This is a genomic window from Burkholderia ambifaria AMMD (genome assembly GCF_000203915.1).
In the GTDB taxonomy this organism is placed as follows: domain Bacteria; phylum Pseudomonadota; class Gammaproteobacteria; order Burkholderiales; family Burkholderiaceae; genus Burkholderia; species Burkholderia ambifaria.
Genome location: NC_008390.1, coordinates 2587446 through 2606238, shown reverse-complemented (window position 1 = coordinate 2606238; position 18793 = coordinate 2587446). Strand labels below are relative to the sequence as shown.

General features: G+C 69.4%; 11 protein-coding genes. 7 read left to right on the top strand and 4 right to left on the bottom strand.

All coding sequences use genetic code 11. The features are described 5' to 3' along the window. Positions 1-6: 6 nt before the first annotated feature. Positions 7-4929, bottom strand: a complete 4923-nt coding sequence (locus tag BAMB_RS11940; protein ID WP_011657542.1) for a DNA translocase FtsK — start codon at positions 4927-4929, stop codon at positions 7-9. A 180-nt stretch (positions 4930-5109) separates the two neighbouring features. Further along, positions 5110-5655 carry an META domain-containing protein gene (locus tag BAMB_RS11935; protein WP_011657541.1) on the bottom strand — a complete coding sequence of 182 codons (546 nt, stop codon included), beginning with the start codon at positions 5653-5655 and terminating at the stop codon, positions 5110-5112. A 216-nt stretch (positions 5656-5871) separates the two neighbouring features. Between BAMB_RS11935 and purT the strand changes: the two genes are divergently transcribed. The 4 genes from purT (at position 5872) to BAMB_RS11915 (ending at position 9777) form a co-directional block, all read left to right on the top strand. After that, positions 5872-7086: a formate-dependent phosphoribosylglycinamide formyltransferase gene (gene purT / locus BAMB_RS11930; RefSeq protein WP_006753763.1), complete on the top strand. Its 1215-nt coding sequence runs from the start codon at positions 5872-5874 to the stop codon at positions 7084-7086. An 18-nt stretch (positions 7087-7104) separates the two neighbouring features. Further along, the gene (locus BAMB_RS11925) at positions 7105-7299 is read left to right on the top strand and encodes a DUF6726 family protein (protein ID WP_011657540.1); all 195 of its coding nucleotides are present in this window, start codon (positions 7105-7107) and stop codon (positions 7297-7299) included. A 99-nt stretch (positions 7300-7398) separates the two neighbouring features. Next, the gene (locus tag BAMB_RS11920; protein ID WP_006753765.1) at positions 7399-7782 is read left to right on the top strand and encodes an MliC family protein; all 384 of its coding nucleotides are present in this window, start codon (positions 7399-7401) and stop codon (positions 7780-7782) included. 501 nt (positions 7783-8283) lie between these two features. Continuing rightward, complete coding sequence (locus tag BAMB_RS11915) at positions 8284-9777, top strand: DEAD/DEAH box helicase (RefSeq protein WP_011657539.1); 1494 nt, start codon at positions 8284-8286, stop codon at positions 9775-9777. Between the two features lie 254 nt (positions 9778-10031). On the opposite strand, the gene gluQRS is transcribed toward BAMB_RS11915, so the two are convergent. Together gluQRS and BAMB_RS11905 are read right to left on the bottom strand one after the other, a co-directional pair. Beyond that, the gene (gene gluQRS, locus BAMB_RS11910) at positions 10032-10925 is read right to left on the bottom strand and encodes a tRNA glutamyl-Q(34) synthetase GluQRS (RefSeq protein ID WP_011657538.1); all 894 of its coding nucleotides are present in this window, start codon (positions 10923-10925) and stop codon (positions 10032-10034) included. A gap of 22 nt (positions 10926-10947) precedes the next feature. Further along, positions 10948-11802: a sulfurtransferase gene (locus BAMB_RS11905; RefSeq protein WP_011657537.1), complete on the bottom strand. Its 855-nt coding sequence runs from the start codon at positions 11800-11802 to the stop codon at positions 10948-10950. A gap of 221 nt (positions 11803-12023) precedes the next feature. Between BAMB_RS11905 and dnaE the strand changes: the two genes are divergently transcribed. The 3 genes from dnaE (at position 12024) to BAMB_RS11890 (ending at position 18635) form a co-directional block, all read left to right on the top strand. Continuing rightward, a complete protein-coding gene (gene dnaE / locus BAMB_RS11900) occupies positions 12024-15557 on the top strand; it encodes a DNA polymerase III subunit alpha (RefSeq protein WP_011657536.1) in 3534 nt (1177 codons plus the stop codon). 324 nt (positions 15558-15881) lie between these two features. Beyond that, on the top strand, positions 15882-16976 hold the full coding sequence (locus BAMB_RS11895; protein ID WP_011657535.1) for a glycosyltransferase family 9 protein: 1095 nt from the start codon (positions 15882-15884) through the stop codon (positions 16974-16976). 480 nt (positions 16977-17456) lie between these two features. Next, positions 17457-18635: a glycosyltransferase family 9 protein gene (locus tag BAMB_RS11890; protein WP_041491227.1), complete on the top strand. Its 1179-nt coding sequence runs from the start codon at positions 17457-17459 to the stop codon at positions 18633-18635. Positions 18636-18793 lie beyond the last annotated feature (158 nt).

The following is an 18793-nucleotide window of genomic DNA, read 5'->3' as shown; positions in this document are numbered from 1 at the left end:
CCATGCTCAGTCGGCCGCGGCCGGCACGAGCACCTCGCGGCTGCCATTGATGCCCATCGCCGACACGAGTCCGGCCGCTTCCATCTGCTCGACGAGGCGTGCGGCACGGTTGTAGCCGATGCGCAGCTGACGCTGCACCGACGAGATCGAAGCGCGCCGCGTGCGCACGACGAACGCGACCGCTTCGTCGTACAGCGGATCGGCTTCCGCTTCCGGCGCGTCGCCGAACAGGTCCTGCGTCGCACCGTCGGCAGCGGGGCCGTCGAGAATCCCTTCCTCGTACTGCGGCTCGCCGAACTGCTTCAGGTATTCGACGATCCGGTGCACTTCCTCGTCGGCGACGAACGCGCCGTGCACGCGCTGCGGGTAGCCGGTGCCCGGCGGCAGGAACAGCATGTCGCCCTGGCCGAGCAGCGATTCGGCGCCCATCTGGTCGAGGATCGTGCGCGAGTCGATCTTCGACGACACCTGGAACGCGACGCGCGTCGGGATGTTGGCCTTGATGAGGCCGGTGATCACGTCGACGGACGGGCGCTGCGTCGCGAGGATCAGGTGGATGCCGGCCGCGCGCGCCTTTTGCGCGAGACGGGCGATCAGCTCCTCGATCTTCTTGCCGGCGACCATCATCAGGTCGGCCAGCTCGTCGATCACGACGACGATCAGCGGCAGCTTCGACAGCGGCTCGGGATCTTCGGGCGTCAGCGAGAACGGGTTGCCGATCTTCTTTTCCTTCGCTTCCGCGTCGCGGATCTTCTGGTTGAAGCCCGCGAGGTTGCGCACGCCGACGGCCGACATCAGCCGGTAGCGCTTCTCCATTTCGCCGACGCACCAGTTCAGCGCGTTCGCCGCGAGCTTCATGTCCGTGACGACCGGCGCGAGCAGGTGCGGGATGCCTTCGTAGACCGACAGCTCGAGCATCTTCGGGTCGATCATGATCAGCCGCACGTCCTCGGGCGTCGCCTTGTACAGCAGCGACAGGATCATCGCGTTGATCGCGACCGACTTGCCGGAGCCCGTCGTGCCGGCGACCAGCATGTGCGGCGCCTTCGCGAGATCGGTGACGACCGGGTGGCCGGTGATGTCCTTGCCCATCGCGATCGTCAGCTGCGACGTCGAATGCTGGTACTGGCGCGATTCGAGGATTTCCGACAGGCGGATCATCTGGCGTTTCGCGTTCGGCAGTTCGAGGCCCATGCAGGTCTTGCCGGGAATCGTCTCGACGACGCGGATCGACGTGAGACCGAGGCCGCGCGACAGGTCCTTCATCAGGCCGACGATCTGGCTGCCGCGCACGCCGAGCGCGGGTTCGATCTCGAAGCGGGTGATCACCGGACCCGCCGATGCGCCGACCACCGTCACCGGCACCTTGAATTCCTGCAGGCGCTGTTCGATCACCTGCGCCGTCTGCGCGAGATGTTCCTCGGTGATCGGTTCGACGTCGAAGGACGCGGGCTCGAGAAGATCGAGCGTCGGCAGCTCGACGTTGAACGATGCGGGCGCGTGGAATTCGAATGCGTTCGGACGCGGCGGGCGTTCGGGTGCGGCTGGCGCGTCGGGCGCCGGGGTGCTCGGTTCTGCGAGTGCGGTGGGTTCGGCTGCAGGCGGCAGGGTGGCCGCGGGAAGCGTTGCGGTCGGGAGCGGCGCGGTCGTGGCGGTCGGGATCGTGGTGCCGGTCGTTGTGGGCGTTGCGGCTGCGCCGGGCATGGTCCAGCTCGACGGCGCAGCAGCGGGAGCCGGCTGGGCGGTGAACGGCTGGGCCTGCGGCGCCGGGGTGGGCGCGATCGGTGGCGTCGATGTCGACGCGTCGATGGAGGCGGCGCCCGGAACGGAGACGATCGGCGATGCCGACGCCGACGGGTTCGCGGAAGTCGGGGGCGTGGTCGGTGCCGTCGCGGTGGGGGTTGCGGCGACGGAGGCAAGCGCGCTGCTTGGCGAGGTTGGCGTGCCACCGAAGGCGGTGGGCGAAGCGGCCGCGATCGGGGTCGTCGGGGCGAGCGTGCCGGACGACGATGCCGCGAAGGCGGCAACGCCAGCGGCAGCGGCGGGCGCGGTGCCGCCGGTTGCCGTCTGCGCTGCGGCAGTCGACATGGACGGTTGACCGATCGCCGAAGCGTCAGGCACGCGGCTCGACAGTGCTGCCGAAGGCGTGGCCGACGCGCTCGACGTTGCGGTAAATGCGCTACCCGACGCGCCGGACGACACGGCGGCAGGCGACACCGGCGTGCTTGCCGCCGGTTGCGAGGCGGCTGCGTTGAAGGACGCGCCGGTCGATGCAGGTGCCGAGGAGGCCGTCACGGTCGATGCAGTTTGCGAGGACGCCGTCACGGTCGGCGCTGTCGCAGCAGGTTGCGCGGCGGGCATGCCCGAGGCGCCCGTCGAGGAGGTCGCGGTCGCAGAGGTCGCGGGGGGCGCAGAGGTCGCAGAGGTCGCAGAGGGCGCAGAGGGCGCAGAGGGCGCGGCCGCTGCGAACGGTGCGGATACGGAAGACGGCGCCGTGGTCGGGCCGGAAGCGCCCACTGCGGACGCCGCGGCCGATGCGGCCGGTTGCGATAGCGAACCGGATGCCGTGTTCGTCATGCCGGCAAACGAAGGCGTGGCGGCGAGCGGCGTGCTGTTCGACGTGTTCGCCGGTGTCGGCGCTGCGGAACCGGACGTGGTGCCGATGTGCGACGGCGTGCCAGCTACCGGGGCTGTCTGCGCGGCAGCGAAGGGTTCAGCGGACAGCGGTTTCGACCACGACGTGGGCGCAGCGGAATTGACGGACGCGGGTTCAGCGCTTGCAAAGGTCGACGCAGAAGACGCAGACGCAGGTGTTGCGCGTTGCGTGTCTGCGGGCAACGGCGCGGTGTCGCCTGCGTGCTTTTCCGGTGCCTTCCAGACCGTTCCCGTCACGGCGTCCGCCAGTGCGGTATTCGACGCGGCAAAGGGCGCCGTCGTCGCTGCCGCGACGGGCATTGCGTCGGCGGTCTGACGCGTTGGCGTTGCCGCGATCGACGAAGCGGGGAGGGGAGTGCCCGGCGCGACCTGCTGGGCGGACTTCACGTCGTCTAGGGTTGCGTGTGTGTGTTGTTTCGCCTCGACCGCTACGCCGGTATTGGCAGGAGGCGCGGATTGCGGCTGGAACCGGCCGACGATCTCGCCGGCCGTGGCCGCGTCCTTCGCCTCGACGGTGCGACTCGTATCGTTTGCCGTCGGTGTAACGGCGGCCGCAGGCGCTTCGACAGCCGCATGTGCCGCCAACGGCTCACGCGTGGCCGACAACGGCGTGGCAACCGGGCTCTGGTGTGCTTCGCCGAGTCCGGAAACCGGTGAGCTGACGATGTCTTCCCACGGCGCAAAGTCGATCGGCGCATCGAATGCCGGCGCGGCAGGGACATCGACACCGTGCGGATGCTCGCTGTCCGCATGACGCGTCGGCGCGTCGGTCTCGACGGCGGAATCCGACATGGCATATCGCGCGGCGTCACTGAACGTCGAGGTGCCGGTATCAATAACATCAACCGCATCAACAGCAGGCGCGCGCACGGTCGGCTCGGCCGGCATGAACGCATCCAGCACGATCGGGGCGTTGTCGTCGTATGCCGACGCAGCTTCGTGCGCATCCGGACGGCCTGCGTCGTGAGGTGCGAACTGACGCGCATCCTGAACGACGCCAGCCGGTACGGCCGTCGATGCCATCGATGCGGTCGATCCAGCCGATGCAGCCGATGCAGCCGATGCAGCCGATGCCGAGGATGCCACCGCGGCCGCACTGCCCGCAGCAGCAACCGTGCCGACCACGGTCGCTACGGTCGCTACGGTCGCTCCGGCGGCCGTCGCCGGCGACGCATCGGTCGGACGCACGCCATCCAGCGCCGCCCACTGCGCGGTGCTGGCTTCGATGGAGCGCAGCGTGTCGTGAACGCTCGGCGCGGGCGTGATCGGCTCCGCGGGCTGCTGCACCCATGCATAGAGCGGCGCGCGTGCCGGCGCCGGTGGCGCGGGGCGGCGGCGCGCAGCATCCTGCGACTGGCCGCTGGCACCGCCGCCGGCTCCCGTCACCGGTCGCGCCGGCGCGCGCGGCGGCGTCGCGCCAACCGGACGCGGCGTGACTGCGGTGCGCGGTGCGGCCGGCTGCTTCAGCGCGGCCGTGGCCGGTCGCGCGGCGGTCGGTTGCGGCCGAACGGGCTCGAACCCGGCCGGCAGCGGGGCCGGACTGGGGCGCAGGACTTGCGCGTTCGCGGCGGCGCGCGCGAGGCTGGCGGTGCTGCCGGTCGTCGGGGGCGGCATGGCGCTCGCCGTGCCCGGTGCGGGCGGTGCCGGCATCCGGCTGGCCGGCGTCGGCTTCAGCCAGCCCGACGGCGCGACCGGCTCCGCGAGCGGACGCGGCGCTGGCTTGCTGCGCGGCTTCGGCCGGGCCTGCGGATCGGGTTTCCACACCGTCGGGCGCGAATACCGGCCGTTCTGCCGCGGCGCCATCGAGTTGACGGTATGGGCGGTCGTCGGCTGCACGAGGTCGTCGTCGCGGTGCAGCGCGCTGCGCGGCAGATCGGCGACGCCGCGCACATCGTCGTCGTCGACGTCGCGCGCGAGTTTCACACCGAACGACGTGTCGACCCACGCGGCGAACTGCCGCCAGCCGATGCCGGTCAGCCACGGCAGGCCCGCGAAGAACAGCACGACCATCGCGACCGGCGTGCCGATCGGGCCGAGCACGTGCGCGAAGCCGTTCGAGAACGCGTGGCCGAGGGCATTCGTGTCGGGGCCCGACAACGGGCTCGTCAGCGCGCAGCTCGCGACGAACACGGCCGCGAAGCCCAGCCACAGGCGAATCGAGCCGCGGCCGGCGAGGCCGCCACCACCGGGCAGCATCGCCTGAACGAGACGCCAGAACAGAAGGAGGAACCAGACGGCGGAGATGCCGAACCAGCCGAAGACAACCGTGTGCATGCTTTGATGAAACAGGAAGAGGGCGGGGAGCGCGGTGCGCGACCCGCCGAGTTTAACCGGCCGACGAACAGGACTCTAATGCAGCATGAAGGCAGCGGTGCGCTTCCACGCTGCGGGACGGATGCGTCCGGGTTCCGCGCGTGGCGAAGGCGGCCGGCCGGCCTTCGCCCGCGCGCTGCATCAGGGGCTCCGGCGCGTGAAGGTCAGCGTCGCGCCGGCTTCGGTCACGATCTGCAGTTGCTGCGGCTCGCGCATCTGCACGCCGGTCTTTGCGATGTGCGCGAGCGCATCGAGGTACGCGTGCTCGAGCTGGCCGCCGAGCGCGTTCGGGCACGCCATGCGCGTGCCGGCGAGCGGCCCGAAGCTCAACAGACCGTTCTTCAGCGCATAGGTGCCCATGTAACGGTTGCAGCCGGAAAAGCCGCTGGCGCGCCGGATGCCCGATTCGGTGGACAGCGCGAGCTTGATCGGCTCGCCGTTGTCGCCGTGCGGAATCGTGCGCGACGTGCCGTCGGCGTTCAGCCAGCTCGTGAGCTCCCAGCTCGTGTCGTCGAGCAGCTGGACGGCGGCCGGGTTGTACGGATCGGGTGCGGGGGCGGCGGAATCGGGGTGGGTCGGCATCGCGCAGGCGGCGAGAAGCGTGGCAAGCGTCAACGCGCAGAGCGGCGCGCGCAACGGGCGAAGCAGACCGGTGCGCGCGCGTGCGGCGGCGGACAAGTGGGACATGAGCCTCGTTCCTCATCGGATTCTGAACAAGGCGTAAGAGTAACGCACCCGCCCCGCGCGAGGCGAGCCGACACTTCGCGCATGAAAACGTTCGCATCCCGCCTGAGGGCCGCGCGCGGCGGGGCGGCGGCGAGACGAAACCGGCCAAACGGGCACGGGTGCGCGTGTTAACATCGAAGCCGTTTTCGTCCTCCAACAGAACCAGCGGGAAATCACATGCAGATCGGTCAGCGGCTCGGTACGCCGCTTTCTCCCTCGGCCACGCGCGTCATGCTGCTCGGCGCGGGCGAACTCGGCAAGGAAGTCATCATCGCGTTGCAGCGGCTCGGCGTCGAAGTCGTCGCGGTCGACCGCTACCCGGACGCGCCGGGCCACCAGGTCGCGCATCGCGCGCACGTGATCGACATGACCGACGCCGCCGCGCTGCGCGCGGTCGTCGAGGCCGAGCGTCCGCACCTGATCGTGCCGGAGATCGAGGCGATCGCGACCGACGCGCTCGCCGCGATCGAGGCAGCCGGCCTGGCCGAGGTGATTCCGACCGCGCGCGCGACGCAGCTCACGATGAACCGCGAAGGCATCCGCCGGCTCGCGGCCGAGGAGCTCGGGCTCGCGACGTCGCCGTACGCGTTCGCGGATTCGTTCGACGCATTCAGCGCGGCCGTCGCGAAGATCGGCATGCCGTGCGTCGTGAAGCCCGTGATGTCGTCGTCGGGCAAGGGGCAGTCGGTCGTGCGGACCGAAGCCGACGTGAAGCCCGCGTGGGACTACGCGATGGCGGGCGGCCGCGTGAACCACGGCCGCGTGATCGTCGAGGGCTTCATCGATTTCGAATACGAGATCACGCAGCTGACCGTGCGCGCGATCGACCCGGCGACGCTCGAGACGCGCACCTACTTCTGCGAGCCGGTCGGCCACGTGCAGGTGGCGGGCGACTACGTCGAATCGTGGCAGCCGCAGCCGATGAGCGCGCTCGCGCTGGAAAAGTCGCGCGAAATCGCGCACAAGGTGACCGAGGCGCTCGGCGGGCGCGGATTGTTCGGCGTCGAGCTGTTCGTGCGCGGCGACGACGTCTGGTTCTCCGAGGTGAGCCCGCGGCCGCACGACACCGGCCTCGTCACGCTCGCGTCGCAGCGTCAGTCGGAGTTCGAGCTGCACGCTCGTGCGATTCTCGGGCTGCCGGTCGATCCGACGCTCGGTTCGCCGGCCGCGTCGGCGGTGATCTACGGCGGGCTCGACGAGCGCGGCATCGCGTTCGAGGGCGTGCGCGACGCGCTGGCCGTGCCGGGCGCCGACCTGCGCCTGTTCGGCAAACCGGAAAGCTTTGCGAAGCGGCGCATGGGCGTCGCACTCGCGACCGGCGCGAGCGTCGACGAAGCCCGCGAACGCGCGAAGCGCGCCGCGGCGGCCGTGCGGCCCGTGTCGGCGCGCTGACGGGACGAGGCACGCGCGATGACATCGACATGGCGGTGGATCGGACGAATCGGCAGGCTGGGCGCCGCGCTGGCGCTGGTCGCGAGTCTCACGGGGTGCGGCCTCGCGGCCGCACCGTGCCGGGTCGCATCGGCCGGGCTGAAGATCGTGCCGCTCGTCGGCCATGTCGCGGCCGCGCCGACCGACGCGTGCGCCGACGTCATCGATCCCTGAGCGCCGAATTCTCGTCCCCTCTCGGCCCCTTGATCAATCATCAACGATAACCGCGCGTGCCGCGAGGCGCGCTTCCACCCGTCTCGTGAAAGGATCTGCATGATTCGCCAAACCTTCGCCGCGCTCGCGCTGGCAGGCTCCGCCGTTTCCGTCGCGCATGCCGCGCAACTGACCGTCGAGGAAATCGACGCCGATGCACGCGAGCAGACCATCTATCAGTGCGCGAACCTGAAGCAGCCGGTACGCGTGTCGTACTGGCGCGCGGCCAACGGCCAGAGCTTCGCGCTGGTGCCGGTCAACGGACAGCAGTTGCTGTTCGTCGATACCGTATCGGCGTCGGGCGCGCGCTACCAGGCCGGACGCTATACGTGGTGGACGAAGGGCAGGGAAGGGACGCTGCGCGACGAGATCGCCGACCAGAATGCGGCCCCGCTGCTGGGCGACTGCATGCAGGTCGAGAAGAAGAAAAAGAAGAAGGGCTGAGTGCCGCGCGCGATCGGATATGCGATGCGGGTGAGCCGATCGCGCTGCGACGGGGGCGGCCAACCGGGGTGCGTCCTGAACCGGACGGTGGCTCGGGCGGCCTGCGGGCTCGCCGGCCCCGCTGCTTTTTCCGATCAATACGCGCCCACGATCCGGCCCCGAATGGCAACCATCGGCCGCTCGGGATAGCCCGATCGCCCGCCACATCGCCCGCGCCCGGCCTCCCGGCGCACGCCGCGAACCGCCGCGCAGAGCCGTTCTCGGTGTTGTCACGGACAGATGGCCGCGCAGTGCTACAATACGGCCCTTTCCGCCGGCATTCGCGCCGAACGGAGTCCGCACGGCCTGTGGTGCCCGTTGTTCGAATCGAACCGGTCCCGAGCGCCAGAGCGGCGCCGCGCGGCGCGCCGCGGCTCCGTCTACTTCCGAATTGTGATGAGCGCAGGCCCGGCGGGCCTGACGCACGATGTCCCCGCCGCGCCTTTTGAGCGAAACGCCACCATGTCCGATTCTGTCGCCAAGCCAGTCGACGCAACCTTCGATCAATTCGGCCTTGCCGCCGATATCCTGAAAGCCATTGCGGAGCAGGGTTATACGACGCCGACGCCGATCCAGGCACAGGCCATTCCGGTCGTGCTCGCCGGCCGCGACGTCATGGGCGCCGCGCAAACGGGTACCGGCAAGACCGCGAGCTTCTCGCTGCCGATCATCCAGCGGCTGCTGCCGCAGGCCAGCACGAGCGCGTCCCCGGCGCGCCACCCGGTGCGCGCGCTGATCCTCACGCCGACCCGCGAACTCGCCGACCAGGTCGCCGCGAACGTGCACGCGTATGCGAAGCACACGTCGCTGCGCAGCGCGGTCGTGTTCGGCGGCGTCGACATGAATCCGCAGATGGCCGAGCTGCGCCGCGGCGTCGAGATCCTGATCGCGACGCCGGGCCGCCTGCTCGACCACGTGCAGCAAAAGACGGCGAACCTCGGTCAGGTCCAGATCCTCGTGCTCGACGAAGCCGACCGGATGCTTGACATGGGCTTCCTGCCCGACCTGCAGCGCATCCTGAACCTGCTGCCGAAGGAGCGCCAGACGCTGCTGTTCTCGGCCACCTTCTCGCCGGAAATCAAGAAGCTCGCATCGACCTACCTGCGCAACCCGCAGACGATCGAGGTCGCGCGCAGCAACTCGACCAACGCGAACGTCACGCAGATCGTCTACGACGTCGCCGAAGGCGACAAGCACGGGGCCGTCGTGCAGCTGTTGCGCGATCGCGGGCTCAAGCAGGTGCTCGTGTTCTGCAACAGCAAGATCGGCGCGAGCCGGCTGGCGCGCAATCTCGAGCGCGACGGCGTGGTCGCGTCGGCGATCCACGGCGACAAGTCGCAGCTCGAGCGGATGCAGGCGCTCGACGCGTTCAAGCGTGGCGAGATCGAGGCGCTGGTCGCGACCGACGTGGCCGCGCGCGGTCTCGACATCGCCGAACTGCCGGCCGTGATCAACTTCGACCTGCCGTTCAACGCGGAAGACTACGTGCACCGGATCGGCCGCACGGGCCGCGCGGGCGCGACGGGCGATGCGCTGTCGCTGTGCAGCCCGAACGAGCGCAAGCAGCTGGCCGATATCGAAAAGCTGATCAAGCGTCCGCTCGAGGTGCAGACGCTCGCGCTCGACAAGCCGTCGCGTCATCGTCACGACGAGCGCGGCGGCGAGCGCGGCGGCGAGCGTGCAGGGGAGCGCAGCGGTGAACGCGGCGGCCGTCGCGAGCGCGACGAGCATCGCGGTGCGTCGGCGCGTCGTTCGGGTGGGTCCGAGCGTGGCGGCCATCATCGTCGCCACGAGGCGCCGGTCGACGATTTCTTCCTGAAGCCGTACGAACCGTCGGTGCCGGCGACGCAGCCGGACGAGACGCAGTCCGCGCAGCAGCACGAGAAGAAGGGGCCGAAGCGTCAGGTCGCCGCGCTGCTTGGCGGCTTCGGGATGCCACGCAAGCCGTCGGCGTAAGCGGGCGGTTCAAGCGGTTGGTGCGGCGCGCGAGCGCCGCCGCGGAAACGGGTGCATGCGATGAGCATGTGCCCGTTTTTCATTGGGCGAGTGGATTGCGGGGAGGCGGGGCCGTGACGTGCCGCGCGGGGCGGGCGTAGTCCGGGGGACGCTCCGGTGCGTTGTGGTCAGCGGGCGTGCTGCTTCGTGCCACCGGATTCGGCGCTGACGAATGCAGGAACACGGTCGGCACGGACCGGTGTCCTGCGCGCGATTCAATCGGCGCGCTGTCCGTAGCGGCGCGCCCACGCGTCGGTCGCGGCCGCGTAGAACGCATCCATCGTATCGCCCGACGGATCGCCATCGACCGCCAGGCCGAGATGCGCGGCGGCGGCCCGCAGCGCCGGCAGCGGATCGTCGCGTTCGAGCGCGATCGCGCCCGTCTGCTTGCTGAGCTTTTCGCCGTTCGCATCGACGACGACGGGCACGTGCAGATAGGCAGGTGTCGGCACGCCGAGACAGCGCTGCAGGTAGATCTGGCGCGCGGTCGAATCGAGCAGGTCGGCGCCGCGCACGACGTGCGTGATGGCCGCGTCGGCATCGTCGACCACGACCGCGAGCTGATACGCCCATTGGCCGTCCGCGCGCTTCAGCACGAAATCGCCGACTTCGGTCGCGAGGTTCTGCGTTTGCGTGTGCTGCCAGCGGTCGTCGAAGGTGACGATCGCATCGTCGCCGTCCGGCACGCGCAGCCGCCACGCGCGCGCGGGCTTGCCGTGCAGGCCGGTGCGGCACGTGCCCGGGTACGCGAGCGTCGTGTGGCGCTCGTGCGCGGCACGCAGCGAATCGGCGATTTCCTTGCGCGTGCAGCCGCACGGATAGACGCGCCCCGCGGCGACGAGCCGTTCGAGCGCGGCCGCATACTCGGCATCGCGCGTGCTTTGCCACACGGGCGGCTCGTCGGGCGTCATGCCGAAATGCGCGAGCGTCGCGAGGATGTCGTCGGCGGCACCGGGCACCGTGCGCGGGCCATCGATGTCCTCGATGCGCACGAGCCACGCGCCGCCGTGCGCGCGCGCGTCGAGCCAGCTCGCGAGCGCACCGACCAGCGAGCCGAAATGCAGCGGGCCGGTGGGCGACGGCGCGAAGCGGCCGCGGTAGCCGTTCATCGGGGCACGGCGCAACGCGCGCTTACGCGGCGCTGGCTGCCTGCGCGCAGGCCGGGCACGACTTGCCGGGCACGTAGCTCGGCGATTGTTGCGCTTCCGGCGTGACGACCGCGCGGCACGCGAAGCACGTGACGTTCTCGGTCGGCTGCAGTTGCGGGTTCAGCGCGGTGCGGTAGTCGAACACGAAGCAGTCGCCGTGATAGTGCGCGCCGCCGACTTCCTCGAAATACTTCAGGATCCCGCCCTCGAGCTGGTACACGTTGTCGATGCCGATTTCCTTCATGTGGATCGCCGCCTTCTCGCAACGGATCCCGCCGGTGCAGAACGACACGACCGTCCGGCCCTCGAGATCGGCGCGGTTCGCGTCGATCACTTCCGGGAACTCGCTGAACTTGTCGATCCGGTAGTCGAGCGCGCCGTCGAACGTGCCGACGTCCACTTCGAACGCATTGCGCGTGTCGAGCATCACGACCGGGCGGCCGGCGTCGTCGTGGCCGCGGTCGAGCCACGCCTTCAGCGTGCGTGCGTCGACCGACGGCGCGCGGCCGAGCTCGGGCTTGATCGCGGGCTTCTTCATCGTGATGATCTCGCGCTTCAGGCGCACGAGCATCCGGCGGAACGGCTGCGAGTCGGACAGGCTCTCCTTGAACTGCAGCGTCGCGAACTTGCCTTCGAACAGCGGATCGTGGCGGATGTAGTCGATGAACGCGTCGGTCGCTTCGCGCGGGCCGGCGATGAACAGGTTGATGCCTTCCGGCGCGAGCAGGATCGTGCCGCGCAGGCCGAGTTCATTGCAGCGGGCGGTGACGAGGGGGCGCCATTGCTCGGTCGCGTCGATCGACACGAAGTGGTAGGCGGCGAGGTTGACGATGGTCATGATGGTCCGACGGGAAACGGCCGCGGCCGTGCGGCAGGCGCACGGCGGCCCCGCAAAAAAGGGTGCGAAGCCGGGGCGAAGATTCGAAAACCCGTATTATCCCGCAAACTGCGCATGCGCCGGCACCCGACCGTTCGGCCAGCATCGCATGCATCGGCCGAACGGCTAGGCGCGGGGATTTTTTGGGCAGCCTGCGCGACGACGCGGCTACAATAACGCCCATGTCAGATCCTCGCTTCGTCCATCTTCGCGTTCACTCCGAATTCTCGATTGCCGACGGCATCGTGCGTCTCGACGACATCGTCAAGGCGGCGGCCGCGGACGGCCAGGGCGCGCTCGCCCTCACCGATCTCGGCAACGCATTCGGCCTCGTCCGTTTCTACCAGGAAGCCCGCGGCAAGGGCATCAAGCCGATCGCCGGCTGCGACGTCTGGATCACCAATCCGGACGATCGCGACAAACCGTCGCGCCTGCTGCTGCTGGTGAAGGACAAGGTCGGCTACCTGAACCTGTGCGAGCTGCTGTCGAAGGCATGGCTCACGAACCAGTACCGCGGCCGCGCGGAGCTCGACGCGAGCTGGCTCGACGGCGAGCTGTCGCAAGGGCTGCTGGCGCTGTCGGGCGCGCAGCAGGGCGATATCGGGCTCGCGTTCGCGGCCGATAACGAGGAAGCCGCGCGCCGTCATGCCGAGCGCTGGGCGAAGGTGTTCCCGGGCGGCTTCTACATCGAGCTGCAGCGTTACGGCCAGCCGGGCGCCGAGGCGTACATCCAGCAGGCCGCGACGCTCGCCGCGTCGCTCGGTCTGCCGGTCGTCGCGACGCATCCGACGCAGTTCATGACCGACGACGATTTCACCGCGCACGAAGCGCGCGTGTGCATCTCGGAAGGCGACATGCTCGCGAATCCGCGGCGCCAGAAGCGCTTCACGACCGATCAGTACTTCCGCACGCAGGACGAGATGGTCGCGCTGTTCGCCGATCTGCCGTCGGCGGTCGCGAACACGGTCGAGATCGCGAAGCGCTGCAACCTGAAGCTCGAGCTCGGCAAGCCGAAGCTGCCGCTGTTCCCGACGCCGGACGGCATGTCGCTCGACGATTACCTGGTCCAGCTGTCGAAGGAGGGGCTCGAGAAGCGCCTCGAACAGCTGTATCCGGATACGGCCGAGCGTGACGCGCAGCGCGACACGTACTACAAGCGGCTCGAATTCGAGTGCGGGACCATCACGAAGATGGGCTTCCCGGGCTACTTCCTGATCGTTGCCGATTTCATCAACTGGGCGAAGAACAACGGCGTGCCGGTCGGCCCGGGCCGCGGCTCGGGCGCCGGCTCGCTGGTCGCATACGCGCTCGGCATCACCGATCTGGATCCGCTGCGCTACAACCTGCTGTTCGAGCGATTCCTGAATCCGGAACGCGTATCGATGCCCGACTTCGACATCGACTTCTGCCAGCACGGCCGCGATCGCGTGATCCAGTACGTGAAGGAAAAATACGGCGCGGACGCCGTGTCGCAGATCGCCACCTTCGGCACGATGGCCGCGAAGGCGGCCGTGCGCGACATCGGCCGCGTGCTCGATCTCGGCTACATGTTCACCGATGGCATCGCGAAGCTGATCCCGTTCAAGCCGGGCAAGCACGTGACGATCGCCGACGCGATGAAGGAAGAGCCGCAACTGCAGGAGCGCTACGACCACGAGGACGAAGTGCACCAGCTGCTCGACCTCGCGCAGCGCGTCGAGGGGCTGACGCGTAACGTCGGGATGCACGCGGGCGGCGTGCTGATCGCGCCCGGCAAGCTGACCGATTTCTGCCCGCTGTACACGCAGGGCGACGACGGCGGCGTCGTCAGCCAGTATGACAAGGACGACGTCGAAGCCGTCGGCCTCGTGAAGTTCGACTTTCTGGGTCTCACGACACTGACGATCCTCGACTGGGCCGAGCGCTACATCCGCCGCCTCGATGCGTCGAAGGCCGACTGGTCGCTCGCGCAGGTGCCGCTCGACGATCCCGCGTCGTTCCAGATCCTGAAGAAGGCCAACACGGTCGCCGTGTTCCAGCTGGAAAGCCGCGGGATGCAGGGCATGCTGAAGGACGCGCAGCCCGACCGCTTCGAGGACATCATCGCGCTCGTGTCGCTGTACCGTCCGGGCCCGATGGACCTGATCCCGAGCTTTTGCGCACGTAAGCACGGTCGCGAGAAAGTCGAGTATCCGGATCCGCGCGTCGAACCCGTCCTGAAAGAGACCTACGGCATCATGGTCTATCAGGAGCAGGTGATGCAGATGGCGCAGATCATCGGCGGCTACTCGCTCGGCGGCGCCGACTTGCTGCGTCGCGCGATGGGCAAGAAGAAGCCCGAGGAGATGGTCAAGCATCGCGAGATCTTCGCCGAGGGTGCGGCGAAGAACGGCCTCACGCGCGAGAAGTCCGACGAGATCTTCGACTTGATGGAGAAGTTCGCGGGCTACGGCTTCAACAAGTCGCACGCGGCGGCCTACGCATTGCTCGCGTATTACACCGCGTGGCTGAAGGCGCACCATCCGGCCGAATTCATGGCGGCCAACATGACGCTCGCGATGGACGACACCGACAAGGTGAAGATCCTGTTCGACGATTGCATCGTGAACAACCTCGTCGTGCTGCCGCCGGACATCAACCAGTCGCATTACCGCTTCGAGCCGGTCGGCGAAGCCGACGGCAAGCGCTCGCGCACGATCCGCTACGGCCTCGGCGCGGTGAAGGGCAGCGGCCAGAACGCGATCGAGGAAATCCTGCGCGCGCGCGAGGAAAAGCCGTTCACCGACCTGTTCGACTTCTGCGAGCGGATCGACCGGCGCGTCGTCAATCGCCGCACGGTCGAGGCCCTGATCCGCGCCGGCGCATTCGATTCGCTGAACGCGAACCGCGCGCAGATGCTCGCGTCGGTGCCGCTCGCGATGGAAGCGGCCGAGCAGGCCGCGGCGAACGCGATGCAGGCCGGCCTGTTCGACATGGGCGCCGAGTCGCCGCACGCGCATGCGCTCGTCGACGAACCCGCTTGGGACGACAAGCGCCGCCTGCAGGAAGAGAAGGGCGCGCTCGGCTTCTACCTTTCCGGCCACCTATTCGACGCGTATCGCGACGAAGTGCGCCGGTTCGTGAGGCAGAAGATCGGCGATCTGAAGGAGGGGCGCGATAAGCTCGTCGCGGGCATCATCGCGTCGCTGCGCACGCAGATGACCCAGCGCGGCAAGATGCTGATCGCGTTGCTCGACGACGGTTCGGGCCAGTGCGAGATCACGATCTTCAACGAGCAGTTCGAGGCGAACAAGGCGCTGTTCAAGGAAGACGAACTGCTGATCGTGCAGGGGCAGGCGCGCAACGACGCGTTCACCGGCGGTCTGCGCTTCACGGCCGACACGGTGATGGATCTCGAGCGTGCGCGCAGCCGCTACGCGCAGGCGGTGCGGCTCACGATGAACGGCAATGCGGATGCGGCGGCGCTGCGCCGCGTGCTCGAACCGCACGTGTCGAAGGACGATTCGGCGGCCGCGCCCGCGTTCGAGGCGCCCGTGCCGCGTGGCGGCGGGCGCGACGGCGGCCGTCGCCCGCAGGCGCCGTTGCCGAACGGGCTCGCGGTGCAGGTTCACTACAGCAACGCGCGCGCGCAGGGCGAAATGCGTCTTGGCGACGCGTGGCGCGTGAAGCCGAGCGACACGCTGCTCGCGGAGCTGCGCGCGACCTTCGACGGCAGCGTCGTCGAAATCACGTACTGAGCGCGGCCCCGCCGGACGGTCGGCACTTCCGCGGCCCGTCGCATCGCCTTCGTGCGGTGCGGCGGGCCGTTTTCATTTTGGCGGGTGCTTGGGGCTGTCATCAGGACGCTATACAATCCGTCGCGCGCGATGCAGATCCGCCGCCGGCCGTGGTCCCGTCCACCGGCTGGCATGCGATCACGCGCTTGAAAACGGGGGCGGTTGCGCGCGGCACACGATGCGGCGCGGTGCCGTGAGCGACCACGCGAGAAGGCCGGCACGGCACTGGACGTCAGGATGCCGGTCGGTGCGCGACGATAAGAAATCGACAGTTACGCGATAACAATGGCCAACGAGACACCGAAGCGGCGGATCCTCGTGATCCGGATTGATTTCCTGGGCGACATGCTGTGCACGACCGCTTTCCTCGGCGCGCTGAAACGCCGCTGGCCGGACGCGGAACTGCACGTGGTCGCGAACCGCTACAACGCGAGCGCGCTGGACGGCAACCCGGACGTGCATGCGGTCCATACCTATGTGTACAGCCGTCAGTGCGAGCGCAACGACCGCCCCGGACGGATGCGCGCGTTCTTCGACCGGCTGCGGCTCGTGCGCCGGCTGCGCCGCCTGCGGTTCGACCTCGTGGTCGTGCCGAACGGCGGCATGCATCGCAGCAGCATCCAGTTGGCACGGCAGCTCGGCGTGAAGGATTGCCGCTGGCACGATGCCGATTCCGAATTCGACGATCGCAAGCCCGCACACGTCGCGACGCGGCCGATGTGCCATGAAGCGCTGTCGGGATTCCGGCTCGTGCCCGAACTCGGTCGTACCGATCTCGACGGTCTCGCGCTGTCCGTCCATCCGGATCGCGCGCTGCAGGACACCTGGTATCGACTGCTCGGGCCGCGCGCGAAGCCGCGCGTCGGGCTGTTCGTCTCGAACAAGGCGGTGGAGCGGCGCTGGCCGGCCGATCGATGGTGCGATCTCGGCCGGCGGCTCGCGCCGTTCGCCGACGTGATCGTGTTCCGCGATCCCGCGGTGTCGGCCGGCGCCGGCGCCGACGGCGACGCGTGGCGGGATGTGAACGCGCGGCATGTCGCGCCGTCGTCGGTGGCCGAACTGGTGGCCGCCGCGAGCCTGCTCGACGCGATCGTGTCGGCCGACAGCGCGCCCGTGCATCTCGCGTCGGCGCTCGGCGTGCCGGTGGCCGCGCTGTTCGAGGACCGTCCCGAGAAATACCGGCGCTGGCATCCGCTCGGCGTGCCGCACATGATCCTGCGGGCCGGCGCGACGGTCGACGCGATCGGCGTCGACGCGGTTGAGCGCGCGGTGCTGCATCTGTTGGAGAAGCCGGGGCAGGCCGACGACGCGATCGGCGGCGCGCTGCCGCTTCCGGACGTTACGCTAGCCGTGCCCGAGGTCGGTGCGATCGTTTCGTAGCGTGCCCGGCCGGCGCTGACAAGGGGCAGGCTAGCGGCAGGAAACGGGGAGCAAAGGGGCGAAACGGGACGCGGTGGTCGCAGGTCCCGCTGCGCGCCACCCGCCACCCGCCACCCGCCACCCGCCACCCGCCGTTGCCGCGTCGCCAGAAACGGCAGCACCGGCTACCAGCCGCCGCCGGAACGTGCCGCCCCCGCTCGAAGCGCGCCACCCGCTGCCCGCTGCCCGCCGTTGCCGCGTTGCCGCGTCGCCGGAAACGGCGTCACCGGCTACCTACCGCCGCCGGGACCTGACGCCCGCGCTCGACTTCCGCCACCCGCCACCCGCCATTACCGCGTCGCCAGAAACGGCGGCACCGGCTACCACCCGCCGCCGGCACCTGCCGCCCACACTCGAAGCCCGCCACCCGACGCCACGCCTGCCGCCGCAAAATCCTGTACATTGCGAGCCTTGTCCAGCCTGCTAGACGGAACGATCGTCGTGTCCCTGTTTTCTTCCGCCCGCCCGCCCAGAACCATCCTTGTCGCCGCACCGCGCCGCATCGGCGACGTGCTGCTGACGACGCCGCTCGTGCGTTCGCTGAAGGCGCGCTGGCCCGACGCGCAGATCGACATGCTGGTGTTTCGCGGCACCGAAGGCGTGCTGGAGCACAACCCCGACGTGCGGCGCGTGATCGTCGTCGCGCAGCGCGCGGGGTTCCGGGAGCGGCTGCGCGATGCACTGTCGATGTGGCGCCGCTACGATCTCGCGTGCGCGGCACTGAGCTCCGACCGGCCGCGCTTTTATAGCTGGTTCGCCGGCCGCAAGCGCGTCGGCCTCGTCGATCCGAACCGCGTCACGTGGCTCACGCGGATGATGCTGAACGGCATCGCGATCAATCACCACGAGTCCGCGCACACGGTCGTCAGCACGCTCGCGCTCGCGCCGGTGATCGGCATCGAGCCGGTGTCCGAGGTCGTCGCGCCGGGGATCGGCGACGATCCCGCGCGGCGCGCGCGTTTCGACGCGTGGCTCGCGGAGTCGCCGGCCATCCGCGACGGCAAGCCGCTCGTCGTGCTGCATCCGTATCCGATGTTTCGCTACAAGCAATGGCGGCTCGAAGGCTGGATCGAGATGATCGAATGGCTGCGCGGGCAGGGGTTCGCGATCGCGTTGTCGGGCGGCCCGGCCGATCGCGAGCGCGAGTACGCGGAACAGGTCGCGGCCGGGGCTGGCGGCGACGTGCTGAACTTGGTGGGCCGCCTCACGTTCGGCGAAAGCGCGGAGCTGGTGCGGCGCGCGCGGCTGTTCATCGGGCCCGATACGGGCGCGACGCACGTTGCGGCCGCGACGGGTGTCGACACGATCGCGCTGTTCGGTCCGTCCGACCCGGTGCGCTGGGGGCCGTGGCCGCAGCACTGGCCGCCGACCGAAAACCCGTGGGCGCTGCGCGGCTCCGCGCGGCACGGCAACGTATGGCTGCTGCAGGGTGAGGGCGATTGCGTGCCGTGCCGGCACGAGGGCTGCGAGCGCCATGTGGACAGCCACAGTGACTGCCTCGTCAATCTCGGCACGCAGCGTGTGAAGATGGCGGCGGCCGAGATGCTCGGGCTGAATCCGCCGGACGCCGCCGATGCGGTCATCGACACGTCGCGGCTGCATCGCGCGCGCTCGGACTGACGCGCGAACCCCGGACGTTTTCCTGATTTGGAGGGCAGAGCGTGGCACCGCGGCGCCACGCGTCGAAGGCTTGCGGCCGCGCATCCGGCAGCGGCGCGCGGCGCCATCATCGAAGACGAGCCGAGGTGAGCGGCAACATCCGCCGCTCGCCAGCTCGC

What these genes read in the sequence shown, in the direction of transcription:
- BAMB_RS11905 (WP_011657537.1), bottom strand. Translation starts at nt 11,802, where the DNA reads ATGACCATCGTCAACCTCGCCGCCTACCACTTCGTGTCGATCGACGCG.
- BAMB_RS11940 (WP_011657542.1), bottom strand. Translation starts at nt 4,929, where the DNA reads ATGCACACGGTTGTCTTCGGCTGGTTCGGCATCTCCGCCGTCTGGTTC.
- BAMB_RS11895 (WP_011657535.1), top strand. Translation starts at nt 15,882, where the DNA reads ATGGCCAACGAGACACCGAAGCGGCGGATCCTCGTGATCCGGATTGAT.
- gluQRS (WP_011657538.1), bottom strand. Translation starts at nt 10,925, where the DNA reads ATGAACGGCTACCGCGGCCGCTTCGCGCCGTCGCCCACCGGCCCGCTG.
- BAMB_RS11935 (WP_011657541.1), bottom strand. Translation starts at nt 5,655, where the DNA reads ATGTCCCACTTGTCCGCCGCCGCACGCGCGCGCACCGGTCTGCTTCGC.
- BAMB_RS11925 (WP_011657540.1), top strand. Translation starts at nt 7,105, where the DNA reads ATGACATCGACATGGCGGTGGATCGGACGAATCGGCAGGCTGGGCGCC.
- purT (WP_006753763.1), top strand. Translation starts at nt 5,872, where the DNA reads ATGCAGATCGGTCAGCGGCTCGGTACGCCGCTTTCTCCCTCGGCCACG.
- dnaE (WP_011657536.1), top strand. Translation starts at nt 12,024, where the DNA reads ATGTCAGATCCTCGCTTCGTCCATCTTCGCGTTCACTCCGAATTCTCG.
- BAMB_RS11915 (WP_011657539.1), top strand. Translation starts at nt 8,284, where the DNA reads ATGTCCGATTCTGTCGCCAAGCCAGTCGACGCAACCTTCGATCAATTC.
- BAMB_RS11920 (WP_006753765.1), top strand. Translation starts at nt 7,399, where the DNA reads ATGATTCGCCAAACCTTCGCCGCGCTCGCGCTGGCAGGCTCCGCCGTT.